This window comes from bacterium (assembly GCA_024742285.1).
Lineage (GTDB): Bacteria > Myxococcota_A > UBA9160 > UBA9160 > UBA4427 > UBA4427.
In genome coordinates, this window is record JANSYR010000001.1 from 1 (window position 1) to 18,545 (window position 18,545).

Below are 18,545 nucleotides of genomic sequence, written 5' to 3' on the forward strand. Positions count from 1 at the left end.
GAGAGGCCCGGCCGCGCCGGATCCAGCGGTACCGCTGTACCCGTTGCGGCCGCTACTTCAGTTCACAGACCTTCTCTCCGTCCTACTGGCTGAGGCGCGGCGATCTCCTCGAGGACGTGTTCCACCTCCTCGTGAGCTGTGCGGGCTTCCGCCAGATCGCCCGGGCCAAGCGCGTCTCGCACTCGACCGTTCGCCGGCTCAGCGATCGGCTCGGCCGACACTGCCTTCTGTTCCACGAGTCCATGAGGCCGAAGACGTGTCCGAACGAGCCTCTCGTTCTGGACGGCTTCCGGACCTTCGAGCACAGCCAGTACTGGCCGATGGACGTGAACCTGGTCGTTGGAAAGAGCCTGTTCGTCTACGGCTTCAACGATGCCGAGCTCAGGCGAAGCGGCACGATGAGGCCGTCTCAGGCCGTGAAACGGCAGATCCTGGAGAAGAAGTATGGGTGTCCGGACCCGCAGGCGACGCGGAAGCGGGTGGAGGAGCTGCTCCGCCGCGTCGTCCCGCCGAGGGGCGTCGTGGAGCTCCATTCAGACGAGCACCAAGCCTATCCGAGGGCGATGGCGCGTCTCACGGATCGGACGTTCGTTCATGGGCAGACGAGTTCCAAAGAAGCACGGACACCGGAGAACCCGCTCTTCCCGGTGAATCTCTCGGACCTCTTGATCCGTCACTGCAGTGCGAACCACAAGCGGGAGACGATCGCGTTCTCGAAGCGGCGGCAGTCGGCGCTTTACCGGATGGCGATCTGGGCGGTGTGGCGGAACTACCTGAAGGATCGGTCGGAGAACCGGCGGAAGGGGACGCCGGCGCAGGCGTTGGGGATCACGAGGCGGGCGCTGGAGGTGAAGGACGTCCTGAGTGAGCGGCTATTCGCGGGGCGGATCCCTTCGATCCGGGGCTGGCTGGCGGAATGCTACTTCGGTCGGATCCGGACGCGGGCGATCGAGCACTGCCGAGAGCATCGGGCGAGGTTCGCGATCTAGCGAAATCGGCTGGCAAACGCTGTCGTACGGAGGATCGAATCCGATAAAGGCGCAGTCCTCAGTCCACGTGTCTTCCCCTGAGCAGGGGGCCGACACGCCCGCCGTCCCGGATCCTTCACGACCGCCCGCCCCTCAGCCGTAGAGCATCGCCTGGACTTCCGCGTGATCGTCGGCCTTCTTCCAGCGGGCCTGCAGCTCCCGCGCGACGCGCAGCGCCTTCGCCTCGTCCCCGTCTTCGAGTGCGGCGCGGATGCGGTCGAGCACCCGCCCCCGAACCTCCTGCGAAACGCGCTTCGTCTCCATGGCTCCGTCTCCCCTCTCACGAAGAGGATCGGACAGAGAGCGGAATCCAAGCGTGAACGCGTTCACGCAAGGCCACTTTTTTCGTGCGAATCCGCCTACGGACGGCTCTCCGGCAGCGAATAGGCCACGTACGTCGAGCCCGAGGGCCGGCCGAGCTTTCCGCCACCCGCCGCGACCACCAGGAACTGCCGACCGCCCACCGAGTAGGTCGCCGGCGTCGCGAATCCCGAAGCGGGCAGCGGCGTCTCCCAGACGACCTCTCCCGTCGCCTTGTCGAAGGCGCGAAGGGTCTCGTCTGCACTCGCGGCGATGAAGAGGAGGCCGCCGGCGGTCACGACCGGGCCGCCGTAGTTCTCGGTCCCGGCGCCGGTGATCCCGCGCTCGGCGAGATGCGGATAGTCGCCCAGCGGCACCTGCCAGCGGATCTCCCCGGCCGCCACGTCGATGGCGGTCAGCGTGCCGAAGGGAGGCGAGTTGATCGGGACGCCTTCTTCGTCGCGCAGATAGGTGTAGCCTCGTGCCACGTACGGCGCGCTGCTCCCCGGGCGGGCGTCGAGGGTCGCCAGCGCTTTCTTCTCGTCGTCGGGATCGGAGACGTAGGCGGTAAGACGCTCGAGGATCGGCAGAGGAATGTGCACGAAACCGGGCATGCGTCCGCCCCCCAGCGCCAGTCGCGTCAGGATCTCGAGGTTCGTCCGCTGCTCGCCGACGTCCCGGATCGCCGGGCCGACGCCGGTTCCCTCGAGATCCGCCCCGTGGCAGACGGCGCAGTTCTCGAGATAGACGCTCCGGGGATTCACGTCCTTCGGCGCCTCCATCATCGTCATCACGCCGCCGACCTCGTTCGCGTTCACGTAGAGGAGCCCCGTCTCGGCGTCCCACGCCGCCCCGCCCCACTCTGCGCCGCCATCGAAGCCCGGGTACATGACCGATCCCTCGAGGCTCGGCGGGATGTAGTTCTCGCCCATTCGCATGCCGGCGAGGCGCGCGATCTGGCCGGCCCGGAACCCCTCGGCCCGGCGATCGTCGTCGATCCGCTCCAGATCCATGGCCTGCCGCGTGAAGGGCGGCGGCGCGGTCGGGAAGGGCTGGGTCTTCGCGACCCACTCGTCCGGGAGGATCGGGGCGTGGACGGGACGCTCTTCGATCGGGAAGACCGGCTCTCCGGTCACGCGGTCGAAGACGAAGAGATGTCCGCTCTTGGTCGTCTGGGTGATCGCGTCGATCCGCTCTCCGTCCCGCTCGATCGTGACGAGATTCGGAGGCGCCGGCAGATCGCGATCCCAGAGGTCGTGATGCACGATCTGGAAATGCCAGCGACGCTCGCCGGTCCGGGCGTCGAGGGCGAGCAGGGAGTTCGCGTAGAGGTTGTCGCCCGGTCGATCTCCGCCCCAGAAATCCGGCGTGGCCGATCCCGTCGGCAGGTAGACGATCCCGCGCTCCCGATCGAGGGTCACGCCGGACCAGGAGTTGGCCCCGCCGCGCTCGCGCCAGGCGCCTTCGGGCCAGCTGTCCGCTCCGAACTCTCCGTCGTGCGGAATCGTATGGAAGCTCCAGCGCAGCGCACCCGTATGGAGATCGAAGGCGCGCACGTCTCCGGGCGCGGCCCCGTCGACCTCGCCGACCTTCGTTCCGAGGATGAGCAGGTCTTCGAACACGACGCCCGGCGTAGGCGATCCGACGTCCGAGGCTTCGAGACCGTGGGACAGGCCCGTTCGCAGATCGACGCGTCCGCCGTCCCCGAACCCCGGAGTGGGCTGCCCCGTGCCGGCGTCGAGCATCCACAGGTCCTGCCCCGACGCGGCCAGGATCCGCCCGCCCTCGGGCCCGGCCCAATAGACGACGCCGCGATTGTGTCCCTGCGCCGCGCTGCCGTGGGCCGTCGGATCGAAGCGCCAGAGCTCCTCTCCGGTCGCGGCATCGAGGGCGAAGGGATGGGAACGTGGTGTGGTTCCGTAGAGGACGCCGTCGACCACGATCGGGTTGCACTGGATCTGGCTGAGGCTGCCTTCGATGGGCCCCGTGTCGTAGGTCCAGACCCGCTCGAGGAGATGGACGGTGTCGAGGGAGATCTGGTCGAGGGGCGCGTAGTGGGATCGACGTTCGTCGCCGAGATAGACGCGCCACTCCCAGTCGGTCACGGGCGCCGGCGCCTCCGTCGGCTCCCCGCGCACACAGCTCGTCAAGCCGAGAACCGCGACTCCCAGCGCCACCCCGAAAACCCGCATGCCACCCTCCTACCCGCTTCGCGCGAGAGGAACAGCATAGGACGACGGCGGCGACGAGCGAGGTCGGTTCTAGCGGGCGGGTCGCAGCGGAGGGTCGACGCGACGGAGCCGGATCGGGCCCCGCGCGGTCGACGCGTCGACGACGGATCCTCGCTGGAGCATCTCGAGCTCCCCGCGGACGATCAGCCGGCGCGCAGCTTCGCGGACGGGCTCCATCCAGTCGCGCCAGTCCTCGCCGCCCACCGCGCGTGCGACCTCGGACGGACAGAACGTCGCGCCGGCGGCCGCCCGAGCGGCGCGCGTCGTGAGTGCGCGCTCGATCTCCCGATCACGTCGCCCGAGCTTGTTCCGTCGGCACTTCTCGCCGCAGTAGGCGATCTGATCCCACTCCGAGGCCCACTTCCGGCGCCACTCGATCCGCCGGCCGCAACGACGGCAGAAGCGATCTTCCTGGACCGTCGCCATCGATCACAATGCCTGTGCGCCGAACACGGCTTCGATCGACTCGAGCAGCCCGTCTACGAGCTCGTGTGGATGCCGGTCGCCCGCGTCGTAGCGAACCGTCGCCGCCGAGAGGATCTCGGACCGGACGCCGTGGAGCGGCGCGAGATCGTCGGGGTTGCGGAAGGCGAAGGGCTGGTTGCCGAGCAGCCAGCGGCCGCCCCGGTGGATCTCCTTCTCGATCCGATCCAGTAGATACGTCGCTGGACGTTCGACGTAGACGAACTCCATGCGTCGACCAAAGAGCGAGCGCGCGTCCCGACTCGGCCAGGCCGCATCGAGGACGACGACGGACGACGGACGCTGGAGCGCACACGCCTCGAGCACATTGCGCGCACGCCTCGACACCGCGTCGACGCTCGTCCTCGCCACGAGGTCGGCGATGCTCGTACCCACCTCGTGTTCGATTCGCCGGTCCACCTCCACGAAGGGCAGGCCCGTGCGCGCGGCGAGCATCCGGCCCACCATCCGCGCACCGGATCCCAGCTGACCACCGATCAGGATCGGACGGGAGAGCACGATTCTCGGGTGCGGCGAGTAGTAGTCGTCGTTCATGCGAACGTCTCCGGTTCGAGCCGCCCTCCCGCGCGGAGCGTCGCGAGGGCGTGCTCGCGCACACGCCGATCCGCAGCGCGTCGATCGTCACCGCGCTTCGCGAGACTTCGGAGCGGCATCGCCATCCGCACGTTCCCTTCGAGCGTCCCCTCGTTTCGCTCCAGGAAGGACCAGTAGAGCGGCGTGAGCGGACAATCCTTCTTGGGCGAGAAAGCGCACGTCTTGCAGTAGTCGGACATGCGGTCGATGTAGGCGGCGCCGGACACGTAGGGCTTCGTCACGAAGAGATCGCCCAGGCCGTAGGTCCCCATGCCGATCACGTTCGGCTCCACCACCCAGTCGTAGGCATCGACGTAGGCGACCCAGAACCAGTCGCTCAGCGCGCGCGGATCGAGGCCGAGGAGCGTCGCGATGTTCGAGAGCACCATCAGGCGGGTGATGTGGTGGCCGTAGCCGGTCTGCCAGACCTCCTCGACGACGTGGTCGAGACAAGCGAGTCCAGACGGCGTGCCCCACCAGGCGTCCGGCAGCGGCTCGCTCGCATCGAGGGCGTTCGTCGTGGCGGAGGCATCCAGCTTCCGGAAGCCGTCCGTCTCGAAATGGACGTGCCGCATGAACTCGCGCCAGCCGAGAATCTGCCGAACGAAGCCCTCCTGACTGGCGAGCGGGAGATCGAGCGCGAGCGCATCGTCCACGACGTCTCGAGGCAGCAGGCGGCCGTTGTTCATCAGCGCCGAGATCCGGGTGTGGAAGAGGCCCGCCGACTTCGTCGACATCGCGTCTTCGTAGGGTCCGAAAGATCGGAGACAGGACGCCTTCGCCCAGGCCCATGCCCGGTCCGCATCCGCGCGACTCGCCGGAAGCGCCTCGACGTCCAGCTCGCCCGGATGGTCCGCGAACCGATCGGCGACGAGCGCGACGACTTCCTGCTTGACCTCGTCGACTTCGAAGACCGGCGGATCCGGCGCCGGCGGCTCGCCCTTCCAGGCCTTCCGATTGTCGGCATCGAAGCTGTATTTCCCGCCGACGGGCTTCTTGGCCTCCATCAGGATGCCCGAGTCCTGGCGGACGCGGCGATAGAAGCGGTCCATGCGCCATTGCTTGCCGCCCGCGAACGCCGCGCCGAACTGATCGCGCGTCGTGAGCCAGGTCTCGTTCGGGACGACGTCGATCCGGCCCGCCTCGACGAGCCCCGCGAGTCGCGACCGGAGCTCGTACTCTGCCGCCTCCATCATCCGCAGCGGGCCGAGCTCGAGGATCACCGGCGCCAGCAGCTCGTCGTAGGGGGCCTCCCCGAAGACGTACCGGACGGCGACGCCGCGCTCCGCCTGCTCGAGGGCGAAATGGCGCTGGCTCGCGAGGACCATCGCGAGCTTCTGCTTGTGATAGGGACGCTGGCGTGGCTTCCACGTGGTCTCGACCAGGACGATGCCGATCTCGGATGCCGGCTCGATGGCCAGGGGACCCACGCGATCGGTGAGCTGGTCGTAGGGAACGAAGATCCAGCGACGGACCCGCGACGGGTCGGCCACGTTGGCGGCACGAAGGCGCTCGAGAAAGGCGCTCATGTCGAAGCGGCCGTGGAGCGCGACCCGCGCGCCCACGCCACGGTCGGGCCGATCCCGGCGACGTGGGCCACCTCGTGGGCCGTGAACCCTTCCCGTCCGACCTCCTCCATCAGCGGATATTGCACGCCCTGAACCCGCCAGCAGAGCCCCACCCGGTGCCAGGTGGCTGCGAGATGGACGAGCAGGAGGAACTGGGGCACGGCGGTCTAGCCTCCGGGAAGCGTTCGCTGGACCCTAACTCCTGACTGCCCGGCGAGAAGGGTCGCGCTGGACGAGACAGCCGGCGAACCCGAGCGTAGGGTCCGGCGAAACCGCGCACTCGCCTCACGGGGGAGAGCGGGAGGGACCCATGGCCTATTTCCACACGACGATCGCGACGAGTGCCGACCCGCACACCGCCTTCCGATACCTCGCCGACTTCTCGAACGCGGCCGAGTGGGACCCGAGCGTCCCCCGCGCGCTACGGCTCGACGAGGGTCCGATCGGCGAGGGCGCGCGATTCCGCGTCGAGCTGGCGCTCGACCGACGAATCGTGCCGATCCTCTACACGCTGGAACGTTGCGAGGCGGATCGCCTCCTCGTGTTCCGCGCCGACGAGCCCTGGTTCCGCTCCCTCGACACGATCGAGCTCGCAGCTCGGCCCGGCGGGACCGAGATCCGCTACGACGCCGACCTGCGACTGGAGGGGGTGGCCTTCCTGCTCGACCCGCTCGTCCACGTGGGCTTCCAGTTCTCGGGCCAACGCTCCGCGGACGGCCTGCGCCGCGCGCTGAACACCCTGCCTCGGACGCAGGAGACCGAGCCATCCGGCCCCCGCCTCGTCCCGGCGGAGGAGGAGCGCGCCGCGGAATCGGTCGCGAGCGAGGGGCCGCCGGAGGCGGAGCCGGACGCCGCCTACCTCGGTCGCTGACACGTGGGGCAGACATAGATCCGACGACCCGCGAGGTCGAAGCGGACGATCGTGTCGTCACACCGTCGACACGCCTTTTTCGCACGAGCGAATACCCAGTGTCGAGAGCGCGCCCACGACTGTCCCGCGCGACGGAGCGCTGCCGCGCGCGAGGCCGGGAGCGTCACGCCGCCCGTCTCGTACGCCCGCCGCGCCATCTTGATCGTGGCGCGACCGAGTCGCTTCCGATCCGCGGGCGTCAGGTCCACCGGACGCTGGTCCGGATGGATGCGCGCATCGAAGGCGATCTCCGAGCGGAGATAGTTCCCGAGGCCCGCGACGAACGACTGGTCGAGGAGCAGCCCGCCGAGGCCCCGCCGCCGGAAGCGCGGATCTTCCAGGCGTTGGGCGACGGTGGCCGCGTCGAGCTCGGGGTCAAGGGCATCCGGCCCGAGCTTCGCCAGGTAGGGATGCATCGAGAGTCCGACCTCGTCGAGAACGTCGATCTCGGAGGCGCTGTAGAGCAGGGCCCAGCGGTCGTGCGTCTCGATCGCCAGGCGCAGCTGCCGACGCGTCGCGGGAAGCGAACCCGCCGGCCGAACGTACCAGCGACCGTAGAGCTGGTTGTGGCTGTAGAGCGTCAGGCCATTGTCGAAGCCGATCAACATCGCCTTGCCGCGCGGTCGGACCGACACCACACGGGCGTCCTCGAAGGCGGCCCCTCGACGGAAAAGGTGCGGCAGGCCGAAGTGGACGCGCTCGACGCGCTTGTCCAACACTGCCTCGCGGATCCGATCCGCTTCCCGTGCGATCTCCGGTCCCTCCGGCACCCTCGTCTCCCCTCGTTCCCGTCGCGATCCGACCGTGGATTCAGCTCGCGCCCGGAAGCGCCTCGCACGCCGCGAGGACGCCGCTCCAGGCACGAGCGTGCCCGACGATCGCCGCGCGAAGCGAGCCCGCGACGCCTGGATCGCTCTCCGACCCGGCGACCGCAACGCGATACGCCTGCATCGAGGCACTCGCCTCGATCGGATCCAGCGCTTCGAAGGCCGCCCGTACGCCTTCGGCCAGTCCCTGGGCGTCCCGATCGAGGTCGGCGAGCGGCCCCCGCACCGGTACGAAACGCTCCGAGAAGATCCGCACGAGCTGCCGCGCCGCGGCCGAGCAACGGTCGGCCGGCACCGTCGCGACCAGTGCCGCGATCCGTTCGAGCTCGCTCGTCGCCGCCGCTGCGTCGCGCAACCGCGGCCCCGCGGCGGGATCGTCCCGGAGCTGTTCGAACGCATCCTGGAGCGCGTCGACGTCTCGGATGCGCATCGCCGAGGCGGCGGCCAGGAGCTGGCGCGCCCCGTCCTTCGGATCGCGCCCGCCGATCAACGCCGCGGGTCCCGACGAAAGAAACCGCTCGAGGTCCTCGTCGAGCCAGATCGCGTTCCATGCGTGACGCGAGAGCGCTCCCTGCTTGGCCACCAGGATCCCGGCCAGGCGATCGGCGCGTTCCTCGCCGAGCGTGGGAAGGCAGGCCTCGACCGCTCCGATCACGTCCAGCTCGTGCGCGAGTCGGCGCGTCGGCTGGAGCACGCGACCGAGTGCCGCGTTTCGGCTTGCGACCACTTCGGAGAGTCGGCAACCGATCGTGGCCAGGAAATCGAAGGGGCCGATCGTGTGATCGTCGACGGCCATGATCCGTTCGCGGCGAGGCGGGAGCGCGACGACGCGCGTCTCGACCGGCGAAGCCTCCCGGTTGAGCAGATCCTCGACGCCGGCGCGGACGTAGCGGAGTCGAACCGCCGTCGAGGGTTCCCCACAGCTCACGAGCCCGAGTGCCGACATCAGGAGCGCCCATCCACGCAGGGCGAGGCGGCTCACCAGATCGCGACGGCGCGAGGCTCTGCGGTGCGCAAGGGGTCGACCCGGCATGCGCAGACTCTAGCTTCTGCGCGGGGCGGGGACGCGGTTCTCGCGCTAGGTCAGGCCGAAGAGCCGGCGTGCGTTGCCCGCGAGGATCTTCCGTTTGTCCTCGTCCGGGAGCGCGCTGTCCAGGATCTGCGGCAGGAGATGGCTGATCCGGCGTCCGACGGGCGTGGAATAGAGGTCGGTCCCGAAGACCACTCGGTCCGCGCCGAACGCGCGGGCGAAGTCTTCGATGAAGTCGAAGTTGTAGCTGAGGCTCGTGTCGAAGAGGATGTTGGGCGCGACCTCCGCGATGAAGAAGCACTCGCGCGTCGCTTCATACGAAGAGAACGGATCGAGGGCGAGCACCGGCGTGTCCGGGATCGAGCGCGCGAGGACCGCGAGCTTCCAGAGCGCTTCCTCCGGCGTCTCGTTCATCGCGTGGACGACGGGAACGAGACCCAGCTCGGCCATCCGCTCGACGTAGGCGAGGATCCAACGGCTATCGAGGGAGACGCCCTGGAAACGCGTATGGAAGCTGATGCCCGCCAGGCCCAGCTCGTTCCGCGCGCGTTCGAGCTCCGCCAGACTCGCTTCCCCGTCTCTCGGTTCGACGATCCCGATCGCGGCGGGAAAGCGGTCGGGACGAGCATCGCGGTAGCGCGCGATCGCATCGTTCTCCGCGCGGGTATCGGCGATCCCGTTCGCTCGTTCGTAGCCGTGGCCCGGAATCACGATCGCTCGTTCGACGTCCGCCGCGTCCATGATGCGCAGCCGGTCCTCGAGCTCGCGCACGCGATAGACCTCGGTCTCGGCATCGGGGGCCGACGAGAGGTCTCCGCCCAGGGCGCGAAAGGCGTTGCCGACGTGGTGGTGCACGTCGAGGACTTCGAACCCGTCTGAGGCGGCAACCATCGCTTCTCCTTGCCGGAACCGGAGGCGAACTCGCTCCTGTACGAACGAACGCGACCGACCCTTCGAGCTGCCGAGCTGGATCGAGCTATCGCGCCCCTGAAATCGAGACCGTGTCCGTGTCCGCGCCCGATCGCAGGATCCGACCCGGAAGCGCCTCGGTCGCGCGACCATCGACGACGATCGCTTCGCCGTTCACGAAGACACGGCGAATCCCCGTCGACTCGGCGAAGAGGCGTGCGGAGTCGCCTGGGAGGTCGTTGCGCTCGTGAATCATGCCGCTCCCGATCTCCTCGGGATCGAAGAGCACGAGATCCGCGTGATAGCCCTCCACGATCCGACCGCGGCCCCGCAGGCCGAAGAGCCGGGCGGGCCGATCCGTGAGGGCCTGGACCGCCTTCTCGATCGGCCAGAGCTTCCGCCCTCGGAGACAGTCCGCCAGGAAATCCGTCGTATACGGTGCGCCGCACATGCGATCGAGGTGGGCCCCCGCGTCCGAACCACCGAGGAGCGTGTGCCCGTTCTCCCAGGCCTGGCGTCGGAGCGCCCAGCTCTCGGCGTCGTCGTCCGGGGGATCGGGCCAGAGAACCGTCCGCAGGTCGTCTTCGAGGACGATGTCGATCAGCGTGTCGAAGTCGTCGGCGCCGCGCTCCGCCGCGATCTCCTTGACCAGCCGCCCGGTGAGCCCTTCGTTCGCGGAAGCAAACGTCTCGCCGATCCGGAAGTTCGGGAAGTCCGCGACGCGGGCGAAGACGCCGGCCTCCGGCGAACGCGAGCCTTCGAGGAGGCTCGCGCGGACGTCGGGCTTGCGGAGCTCCGCCATCCGCTCCTCGAGCGGAAGCGAGAGGATCGACCGCCAGCCCGGCAGCTGGTGGATCGGTGAATAGGTCAGGAAGCTCATCGTCAAGCCGACGAGCGTCGGCATCGTGAGCGCGACGACCTCGGCGCCCTGCTCCGCCGCCCTCTCCTGGGCGCCGAGCTGATTCGCGAAACGATCCGGCTCCTTCGAGTCGATCGTGAACACGTTCCAGTTGAGCGGCCGTCCCGCGCGCAGGGACATCCGCGTCATCAGGTCGACCTCGGCGTCGGCGAAGCCGTGGAGACAGCCGTCGGTGATGAACTCGAGGGTCGTGCCCTCGTGCTCCCCGGTCACGTCGCAGAGGGTGAGCAGCTCCTCCTCGCTCGCGGCCCGGGAAGGAACGGGCGCGCCGTCGCCATCGCTGTGGGTGAACGATCGCGAGGACGAGAGACCGAGGGCGCCGCTCCCGATCGAATCCCGTAGCAGGGCGGACATCGCTTCGACCTCGTCGTCGGTCGCCTCGTTGCCGACCGCGCGGTCGCCCATCACCGTCCGCCGGAGGGCGCAGTGTCCGACCAGGAAGCCCGCATTGACCGCCGTCTTCCCGTCGAGCCGCGCGAGCCATTCCCCGAAGCTCCGCCAGTCCCACTCGATCCCCTGTTCGAGGGCCTCGAGGGGCATCCCTTCCACGACCGACATCATGCGCCGGATGTAGTCCGCGTCGTCGGGCCCGAGCGGCGCGATCGAGAAGCCGCAGTTGCCTCCGATGATCGTGGTGACCCCGTGGAGATTCGAAGGCGAGGCGCTCGGATCCCAGGCGAGCTGGGCATCGTAGTGGGTGTGCGGATCGACGAAGCCGGGTGTGAGCATGAGCCCGCTCCCGTCGATCGTCTCGAGACCGGCTTCGTCACCGGAACCGACGAACGAGATCGTTCCTCCGCGCACACCCACGTCGCCGACGAACCCCGGCGCTCCGGTCCCGTCGAGAATCGTGGCGCCCTTGATGACGATATCGGCCATTCCAATCGCTCCCGCGCCGCACTAGAGGCGCTTCAGGATCGCTCCCTGCGAGTTGAAGAAGAATCCACCGCACCCGATCAGCGCCGTCTTCGCGTCGTGGACCTGCCGCTCGCCGGCGTCGCCCCGCAGCTGCGTCACCGCTTCCCGCAGATGCCCCGTTCCCCGGGACGCCCCCTCGGACAGGGAGCCGCCGTGGGGATTCATCGGCACGCGGCCGTCGATCATCACGCAACCGAGCTCATCGTCCCAGTTGTCCTGCATCCACTGCCCCGCCTGCCCGGGCTTCGCGAAGCCCATGTTCTCGATCCAGCCGAGGGTGATGATGCTGAAGCCGTCGTAGGGGAAGAACACGTCGACGTCGTCGATCCAGACGTCGCTCCGCTCCTTGAGCGCCTCGACGACGACGTGCTGACCGTGTCGCGCGAGGGACGGCAGCTGGTCCTCGTCGTTCTCGCCGACCATGCCCGCCGTCGCCGCATGCACGACGACGGGGTTCTTCGTGAGCTTCTTCGCCTTCTCCGTCGTCGTCAGGATGAACGCGTCGGCGCCGTCGACCGGGATGTCCATGTCGAGCATGCAGAGCGGATCCCGGATCATGCGCGCCTCGAGGTACGCTTCCATCGTGAGCGGCGTCTTCATCGCCGCCTTCGGGTTCCTCGCCGCGTTCGCGCGCATGTTGAGCGCCACCCGGCCGAAGGTCTCTCGCGGCACGTCGTAGTCGTGGACGTACCGCGCGGCCCAGGCGGTGTACGCCGCCGACGGGTCGATCGACTCGGGCATCGGCGGCGCCTTGAGTCCTCCGCCCATCATCCCGCCCAGGTAGCTCCGGAAGGGATCCTTCGCTGCCGAGCGCGAGTTCCACGGCGCGCGCGTGAAGGCGTAGTAGAGGAGAACCGTGTCGCACTGGCCCGAAAAGATCGCCGTCATCGCGTCGACGAGGGCGAAGACCGCGACCGGCATCGGGCTCGAGTGGTGCGTGATGTCGCTCAGCCCCAGGATCGACGACATCTGGTTCGCCCGGGGCGCGCCCGGCTCGAGGGCCCCGACCACACCGTCGATCTCGCTCTTGTCGATCCCCGCATCACGGATCGCCGCGATACACGCCTCGGCCCCCAGCTTCGCCGGAGAAACGCCGCCCGCGTCTCGACTGAACTCGGTCGAGCCCACGCCGACGATCGCGATCTCGTCCCGCATCGGATTTCGTCGCGCCATCGATCAGCCCTCCCGCTTCTTGAACACGGGGAAGGGATGGCCGTAGCGTTCGGTCCAGGCGAGCTCGACGGGGAGACCGATCGCGACTTCCTCGACCGGCAGATCGATGACCGTGCTGCTGAAGCGCACGCCGTCCGTGCCGTCGAGGTCGACCGCGACGACGGGATGGGGCCCCTTCGCGTAGTCGACGCCCGGCGCGGGCGCGCCCTGGCGGAGATGCATCGCGAGATGGACCGTTCCCGTCCCCGCGACCTCCGTCGGGACGAGGTTCTCCGACCAGCAACCGGGACACACCGGCTTCGGCGGGTGATGGAATCGGCTGCAGTCCGCGCAGCGGTTGATCAGGAGCTTCTCGTCGAGCCAGCCACGGAAGTGGTGCTTCGAATCGTGGGAGATCTGGACCCACGGGAAGCGCTCGACCAGCTCGGCATCGGAAACGGATTCGCTCATCTTGCCTCTGGAATGGGGTGGTGCTGACGAGACCGGCCCGTGGTCATCACCACGGGCCGGTCTCGGAAGGAGCCGAATGGACCGCGGTCAGGCCTCGGGCGTCGGCGTGATGTCCGCTTCGAGATCGAGGTCGAAGTACTTCGCCGGGTTCTCGAGGAGCATCTGGTTGCGGAAGGACTCGTCGACGCCGTCGAAGGCGTCGTCGAGGAACTTCCGCGAGTTCGGGTAGGACCCGACCGAGTGCGGGAAGTCGGAGCCGAACATCAGCCGATCGAAGGGCAGGTGATCGCGCATCGCCACGCACTTCGGGTCGCGGATGATGCCGAACCAGAAGTGATCGAGGATGTACTCCGAAGGCTTCCGCTCGAGCTTCCGGTCGAAGGAGCCCCGGAAGATCTCGTAGTTGTCGTCGATCACGAACATGCCCCAGGGCAGCCAGCTCGCGTTGACCTCGGCGAAGTAGAACTGCAGATCCGGGAAGCGGTCGAGCGCCCCGGAGCAGATCAGCTGGCTCATGTTGTACATGGGCGGCTGGCCGCTCACGCGTTGGACGATGGTTCCTGCGAAGGGATCCGGACCGACGCCGACGCCGACGCTGCTCATGTCGGGGGACATCTGACCGAAGCCGAAATGCGGCGAAAGCCTCATGCCGATCTCGAGACTGCGCTTCCAGAAGGCGTCGTCCTCGGGCTTCGAGAAGCCGGAGCCGTTCGGGAACATGTGGAGCGAGACGGAGCTGATCCCGTTGTCCTTCAGGAACTCGATCTCCGCGATCGCGTCGTCGACGCCGGTCGTCGGGACGACGCCGTTGCCGATCAGCCGATCCGGAGCGACCGCGCAGTAGTCCTTGGCGAGGAAGGTGTTGTACGCGCGGATCAGCGCGCGGTACACGTCCTTGTCCCCGATGTTCTCGATCGCTCTCGACGCGAAGATCGGCGGAAAGAGCACCTCGGCGTCGATCCCGTCGATGTCCTGCTCGCGGAGACGCTGCTCGGCGGAGCCCGCCCCTTCCGCCGCGGAGCCGTCCTCGTTGAAATAGCTGCCGCCCTCGGTCACGACCGGTCCGCGCCCGGTGATGTTCTGACCGTTCGGGATCAGCGGTTGCCCCTCGATCAGCCAGGCCTCACCGCCGGTGGCCAGCTTGACCAGTCGCGGCGCCCGGTCCTGATGGATCTCCGGCATGTACTTGACCCAGGATTCCGGCGGCGTCTCGACGTGTCCGTCTCCCGAGATGATCTGGTACTTACGGCCCATGGGGTGTCCTCCGTCGGTGGTGTCCCTCCTACGTTACACACTGGGCCGTTCGCCGCTGCCCCCCGATTTCCGCCGAGCGGAGGCCTCAGAGGAAGCTCGGACGGGTCCCGATCACCTGCTTCTCCTCGAGGGCGCGGATCTCTTCCTCCGACTGGCCGAGGCGCTCCCGGAGGATCTCCGCGTTGTGCTCCCCGAGGAGCGGCGGGAGGGTGCGGATCGCCGGCACGCCGTCGAAACGCACGGAAGAGCGCGGGTAGCCGATGCGACCCGCGAAGGGATGGTCGAGGAACTCGAGGAAGCCGCGGGCATCGAGGTGGGCGTGTCCCGGAACGTTCTCGCGCTGGTTGAGGAGCCAGCCGACCGGGACGCCCGCCGCCGAAAGGATGTCACTGATCTCGCTCGCATGTCGCCCGCGACACCACTCGGCGATCCCCCGATCGATCACGTCGGCCCCGGCGCGTCGACCGGCCTCGGTCGCGAAGGCGGGCTCCCCCGCCCACGCCGGATCGCCGAGCGCCCCGACGAGGGCGGCCCACTGCGCGTCGCTCGCGCACGCGATCGCCACCCAGCCGACCTCGTCCGGGTTCCGTTCGTCGCGACAGACGTAGACGCCCTGCGGCGAAGAGACGGGCCCGACGTTGCCTTCGCGTTCGAGGAGCACGCCGTAGGCGGACTGTTCGACGGCCTGCTCGCCGGCCAGCAGCAGGCCGACCTCGAGAAGCGAGACCTCGATCATCTGACCGCCGGCGCCCTGCGCCTTCCGCTCGAGGGCACCGAGGAGCGCGAGCACCGCGGTCATGCCCCCCACCGGATCGCAGATCCCCCGCGGCACCGTCGGCTCGCGATCGGGAAAGCCCGTGACCCAGGCGAGCCCCGAGGCCTGCTCGATCGTCATCGCGAAGCCCACACGATCCCGCCAGGGTCCGTCGAGCCCGAAGGCCGGCATCCGGATCAGGATCGCGTCCGGATTGAGCGCCTTCACCCCCGGCCCGTCGAACCCGAAGCGCTCCATCACCCGCGGCGAGAAGTTCTCGATCACCACGTCCGCCTGCCGCACGAGATCGCGTGCGAGGGCGAGCCCCTCCGCGTCGTCCAGATTCAGGGTGAGCGCCTTCTTGCCCGAATTCGCGCCGTGGAAGACCGGTGCCCACTCCCAGACGATGCCGTCCTCCGGAATGAAGCCCGAGGCGAAGCGCATGCCATCGGGGCGTTGGATCGACTCGACCTTGATGACCTCGGCGCCGAGCTCGGCGAGGGTGGACGCCGCGAAGGGACCGGCCCAGAAGGCCGTGAAGTCGACGACCTTGAGCCCCGCCAGCGGCGCGTCGCCCGCACCCACCGGAGGCCGCGCCGCGGGTCGCGGACCCAGCCCGCCCAGGATCTCGGCGTCGTGCTCGCCGAGCCCCGGCGCCTTCGTGAGCGGCGCGGCGTCGCCGTCCTCGAAGCGGAAGGGCACGCCGGGCACCCGGAAGCCCCCCGGATGCTCGCGGTAGAAGCCACGCGCGCGCATGTGATCCGTCTCGAGCACCGTCTTCCCGTTTCCGATCGGCGCGACGGGGATCCGTAGCTGGATGCAGAGCTCGACGATCTCGTCGATCGAGTGCGCGCGCGTCCATGCCTGGATCTTCGCGAGGAGCTCTTCGCGGCGTTCGTACCGGACCTGTCCCAGACAGAGCGAATCGTCCGTCACCCACTCGGGCTGCTCGACCATCACGCAGAGGTCGTGCCACTGCTGCGAGGTCTGCGTCGAGAAGCCGATCATGCCGTCGCGGGTCGGCTCGATGGAAGGGATCTCCACCATGACCGGGAAGGGCTCCCCCGGTCGCATCTGCCCCTGGATGAACTGGTAGGGCTGGAAACAGAGGATCATCGTCTCGAGCATCGACACGTCCGCGTGTCGACCGCGGCCGGTCTGGCGCGCCACGCGCCAGGCGATCGCCGCCGCGACCGAGGCGAAGTTCCCGGCGCAGTACTCACCGAGACGTCCGCCGGCCACGACGGGACCAAGATCCTCGTAGCCGCGCCCGGAGAAGGAGCCGGTCTCCGCCTGGAGCGTGAACTCCGTCGCCGCGCGGTTCGCCCAGGGTCCGTCCTGCCCGAAGGGCGTGATCGAGACGAGGCTCGCCGCGGGGTTCGCCGCCCGGATCGCCTCGAAGCCGATCCCACGCGCGTCGAGCCATCCCGGCTCGAAGCTCTCGACCACGACGTCGACGTCCGCAACCAGCCGGAGGAAGGTCGCGCGGTCCGCTTCGTCTTCGGCCAGGTCGAGCACGATGCTCTTCTTCGTCGCGTTCAGCCACTGGAAGAGCGCACCGTCTTCGCCCTCCGCCAGGGGGGCCGAACGCCCGAGCACCGCCGACGTCTTCATCCGGCGGAGCGGATCGCCGGAGGGCGGCTCGACCTTGACGATCTCCGCGCCCATGTCCGCGAGCAGGCGGGTTGCGAAGGGACCGGCGATCTCCGTGGAGAGGTCGAGAACGCGAAGGCCATCGAAGGGGGTCGGCATGCGAGCACTCCTGACGGGACGCGGCGGCGTCCGGGTTCGAGAAGATAGATCCGTCGATCGCCCCTGCCCCTAGCGGGAGTCCTCCGCCTCGCGCTCCGCGAGACGGGCCTTCACCCGCTGGTGCTCCGCCTCGTTGAGCGTGAAGCGGGCGAAGGCGAGCGCGCCGATCGCGAACGCGACCGCGGGGACGGCGCCCATCACGACGCGGATCGCCTGCTGGACGCTCTCGCTCTGGTCCTCGGCCTGCGCGTCGTAGCCGGCGACCTGGAGCACGAGGAGCCCCAGGCTCATCGCGACCGCGTTCCCGAGCTTTCGCAGGAAGTTCCAGACCGCGACGTACGCGCCTTCCTTCCGATCCCCGGTCATGAGCTCGTCGTAGTCGACGACGTCGGCCTGCACCGACGGACCGATCACGAGGGAGATGCTCGTCCCGACCCCGATCGCCAGGACCTGGAGTCGGACGATCATGATGTCGCCCTCGCCCACGAAGAGCAGCCCGAGGAAGCCGGCGATGCTGACGGCCATGCCGGCGAGCCAGATCGGCTTCTTGCCGACCCGCCGCGAGAGCCAGACCCATCCCGGCACGCAGAGGAATTGCGGCACCATCCAGTAGGCCATCATCTGCACGAGCAGCTCCGGGGCACGCACGACGTCGTCGGCCATGTAGGCACCGAGGGAAGCCACCATCCCCATGCCGAAGGAATCGATCCCGAGGACGAAGAGCAGGAGACGCGCGTGGGGATTGCGGACCACGTCGCGAAACGCCGACCCGAGCTGGATGCTGCCGCGCCCCTGGTGGCCGGCGGGCTCCGGGACGCGCCACGCCGTGATGCAGAGCATCACGGCCAAGATCGCCCCCGTCAGGATCGCGACCGGGACCTCGGCGTCCGGGTAGTCCGCGTCGTTCTGCATCACGTAGATCGACAGCAGGGCCGCGGCGAAGCCAATCACCACGAGGGCCTGCCGCCAGCCGAAGAGTCGGGTCCGTTCGTGGTAGTCGGTCGTGAGCTCGAGGCCGAACGCGATGTAGGGCACGTAGAAGGCCGTCGAAGCGGTCTCCCAGAGGATCATCGCAAAGGCGATCCAGGCGATCACCCAGATGGGATCGAGGCTCGTCGGCGGACTCCAGAGCATCACGTAGGTGACGGCGACCGGAACCGCGGCCCCCACGAGCCAGACCCGCCGTCGCCCGAATCGGGAGCGGGTCCGGTCGGAGAGATAGCCCGCCAGGGGGTCGGAGACCGCGTCCCAGAAGCGGGCCGCGAAGAGGATCACGCCGATCGTGGCCGGGGCGATCAGGAGCTCGTCGGTCGCGAACTTCGGATACCACATGCTCATCGGCATCGACATCGCGAGGTAGCCCACGAAGGGCAGCGAGTAGAAGAAGATGCGCGAGAGCGGCAGGCGATCGCTGGAATCGGACACGGCGCGCATCATCGCACAGCGACCCCGCCACCGAATCCGCT

17 protein-coding genes are annotated in these 18,545 nt (G+C 68.7%); 2 read left to right on the top strand and 15 right to left on the bottom strand.

The window, feature by feature from the left end; genetic code table 11:
• A partial coding sequence (locus tag NXI30_00005; protein MCR9092572.1) for a hypothetical protein occupies positions 1-989 on the top strand: 989 nt, incomplete at its 5' end.
• A 132-nt stretch (positions 990-1,121) separates the two neighbouring features.
• Here NXI30_00005 and NXI30_00010 read toward each other — a convergent pair.
• The 6 genes from NXI30_00010 to NXI30_00035 form a co-directional block, all read right to left on the bottom strand.
• Positions 1,122-1,292, bottom strand: coding sequence for a DUF4363 family protein (locus NXI30_00010; protein MCR9092573.1), 171 nt, complete (start codon positions 1,290-1,292; stop codon positions 1,122-1,124).
• Between the two features lie 95 nt (positions 1,293-1,387).
• Complete coding sequence (locus tag NXI30_00015) at positions 1,388-3,520, bottom strand: PQQ-binding-like beta-propeller repeat protein (protein MCR9092574.1); 2,133 nt, start codon at positions 3,518-3,520, stop codon at positions 1,388-1,390.
• Positions 3,521-3,589: 69 nt separating this feature from the next.
• Positions 3,590-3,985, bottom strand: coding sequence for a DUF2256 and DUF3253 domain-containing protein (locus NXI30_00020; GenBank protein MCR9092575.1), 396 nt, complete (start codon positions 3,983-3,985; stop codon positions 3,590-3,592).
• Positions 3,986-3,988: 3 nt separating this feature from the next.
• On the bottom strand, positions 3,989-4,576 hold the full coding sequence (locus tag NXI30_00025; GenBank protein MCR9092576.1) for a hypothetical protein: 588 nt from the start codon (positions 4,574-4,576) through the stop codon (positions 3,989-3,991).
• Positions 4,573-6,144 carry a cryptochrome/photolyase family protein gene (locus tag NXI30_00030; GenBank protein ID MCR9092577.1) on the bottom strand — a complete coding sequence of 524 codons (1,572 nt, stop codon included), beginning with the start codon at positions 6,142-6,144 and terminating at the stop codon, positions 4,573-4,575. Before NXI30_00030 ends, NXI30_00025 begins: the two co-directional genes overlap by 4 nt.
• The gene (locus tag NXI30_00035; GenBank protein ID MCR9092578.1) at positions 6,141-6,344 is read right to left on the bottom strand and encodes a hypothetical protein; all 204 of its coding nucleotides are present in this window, start codon (positions 6,342-6,344) and stop codon (positions 6,141-6,143) included. The genes NXI30_00030 and NXI30_00035 overlap by 4 nt, the downstream gene beginning before the upstream one ends.
• A 149-nt stretch (positions 6,345-6,493) precedes the next feature.
• Here NXI30_00035 and NXI30_00040 point away from each other — a divergent pair, with 149 nt between their 5' ends.
• The gene (locus NXI30_00040; GenBank protein ID MCR9092579.1) at positions 6,494-7,054 is read left to right on the top strand and encodes an SRPBCC family protein; all 561 of its coding nucleotides are present in this window, start codon (positions 6,494-6,496) and stop codon (positions 7,052-7,054) included.
• On the opposite strand, the gene nei is transcribed toward NXI30_00040, so the two are convergent.
• The 9 genes from nei to NXI30_00085 form a co-directional block, all read right to left on the bottom strand.
• Entirely contained in the window at positions 7,039-7,863 is an 825-nt protein-coding gene (nei, locus tag NXI30_00045) for an endonuclease VIII (GenBank protein MCR9092580.1), read from the bottom strand. The two genes, NXI30_00040 and nei, sit on opposite strands and share 16 nt — an antisense overlap.
• Before the next feature lie 40 nt (positions 7,864-7,903).
• Complete coding sequence (locus tag NXI30_00050; protein ID MCR9092581.1) at positions 7,904-8,953, bottom strand: DUF3080 domain-containing protein; 1,050 nt, start codon at positions 8,951-8,953, stop codon at positions 7,904-7,906.
• A gap of 45 nt (positions 8,954-8,998) precedes the next feature.
• A complete protein-coding gene (locus NXI30_00055; GenBank protein MCR9092582.1) occupies positions 8,999-9,841 on the bottom strand; it encodes an amidohydrolase family protein in 843 nt (280 codons plus the stop codon).
• Positions 9,842-9,926: 85 nt separating this feature from the next.
• Positions 9,927-11,657, bottom strand: coding sequence for an amidohydrolase family protein (locus NXI30_00060; protein MCR9092583.1), 1,731 nt, complete (start codon positions 11,655-11,657; stop codon positions 9,927-9,929).
• Between the two features lie 21 nt (positions 11,658-11,678).
• Positions 11,679-12,869: a thiolase family protein gene (locus tag NXI30_00065; GenBank protein ID MCR9092584.1), complete on the bottom strand. Its 1,191-nt coding sequence runs from the start codon at positions 12,867-12,869 to the stop codon at positions 11,679-11,681.
• A gap of 3 nt (positions 12,870-12,872) precedes the next feature.
• Entirely contained in the window at positions 12,873-13,319 is a 447-nt protein-coding gene (locus NXI30_00070) for a zinc ribbon domain-containing protein (protein ID MCR9092585.1), read from the bottom strand.
• 87 nt (positions 13,320-13,406) lie between these two features.
• Positions 13,407-14,573, bottom strand: a complete 1,167-nt coding sequence (locus NXI30_00075) for an amidohydrolase (GenBank protein ID MCR9092586.1) — start codon at positions 14,571-14,573, stop codon at positions 13,407-13,409.
• An 85-nt stretch (positions 14,574-14,658) separates the two neighbouring features.
• Positions 14,659-17,079, bottom strand: a complete 2,421-nt coding sequence (locus NXI30_00080) for a CoA transferase (GenBank protein ID MCR9092587.1) — start codon at positions 17,077-17,079, stop codon at positions 14,659-14,661.
• Between the two features lie 69 nt (positions 17,080-17,148).
• Positions 17,149-18,504, bottom strand: coding sequence for an MFS transporter (locus NXI30_00085; GenBank protein ID MCR9092588.1), 1,356 nt, complete (start codon positions 18,502-18,504; stop codon positions 17,149-17,151).
• Positions 18,505-18,545 lie beyond the last annotated feature (41 nt).

Bases quoted from the DNA above. Each gene is read 5' to 3' on its own strand.
- NXI30_00050 (MCR9092581.1), bottom strand. From the start codon at position 8,953: ATGCCGGGTCGACCCCTTGCGCACCGCAGAGCCTCGCGCCGTCGCGAT.
- NXI30_00020 (MCR9092575.1), bottom strand. From the start codon at position 3,985: ATGGCGACGGTCCAGGAAGATCGCTTCTGCCGTCGTTGCGGCCGGCGG.
- NXI30_00010 (MCR9092573.1), bottom strand. From the start codon at position 1,292: ATGGAGACGAAGCGCGTTTCGCAGGAGGTTCGGGGGCGGGTGCTCGAC.
- NXI30_00015 (MCR9092574.1), bottom strand. From the start codon at position 3,520: ATGCGGGTTTTCGGGGTGGCGCTGGGAGTCGCGGTTCTCGGCTTGACG.
- NXI30_00025 (MCR9092576.1), bottom strand. From the start codon at position 4,576: ATGAACGACGACTACTACTCGCCGCACCCGAGAATCGTGCTCTCCCGT.
- NXI30_00060 (MCR9092583.1), bottom strand. From the start codon at position 11,657: ATGGCCGATATCGTCATCAAGGGCGCCACGATTCTCGACGGGACCGGA.
- NXI30_00070 (MCR9092585.1), bottom strand. From the start codon at position 13,319: ATGAGCGAATCCGTTTCCGATGCCGAGCTGGTCGAGCGCTTCCCGTGG.
- NXI30_00040 (MCR9092579.1), top strand. From the start codon at position 6,494: ATGGCCTATTTCCACACGACGATCGCGACGAGTGCCGACCCGCACACC.
- NXI30_00055 (MCR9092582.1), bottom strand. From the start codon at position 9,841: ATGGTTGCCGCCTCAGACGGGTTCGAAGTCCTCGACGTGCACCACCAC.
- NXI30_00075 (MCR9092586.1), bottom strand. From the start codon at position 14,573: ATGGGCCGTAAGTACCAGATCATCTCGGGAGACGGACACGTCGAGACG.
- NXI30_00080 (MCR9092587.1), bottom strand. From the start codon at position 17,079: ATGCCGACCCCCTTCGATGGCCTTCGCGTTCTCGACCTCTCCACGGAG.
- NXI30_00065 (MCR9092584.1), bottom strand. From the start codon at position 12,869: ATGGCGCGACGAAATCCGATGCGGGACGAGATCGCGATCGTCGGCGTG.
- NXI30_00030 (MCR9092577.1), bottom strand. From the start codon at position 6,144: ATGAGCGCCTTTCTCGAGCGCCTTCGTGCCGCCAACGTGGCCGACCCG.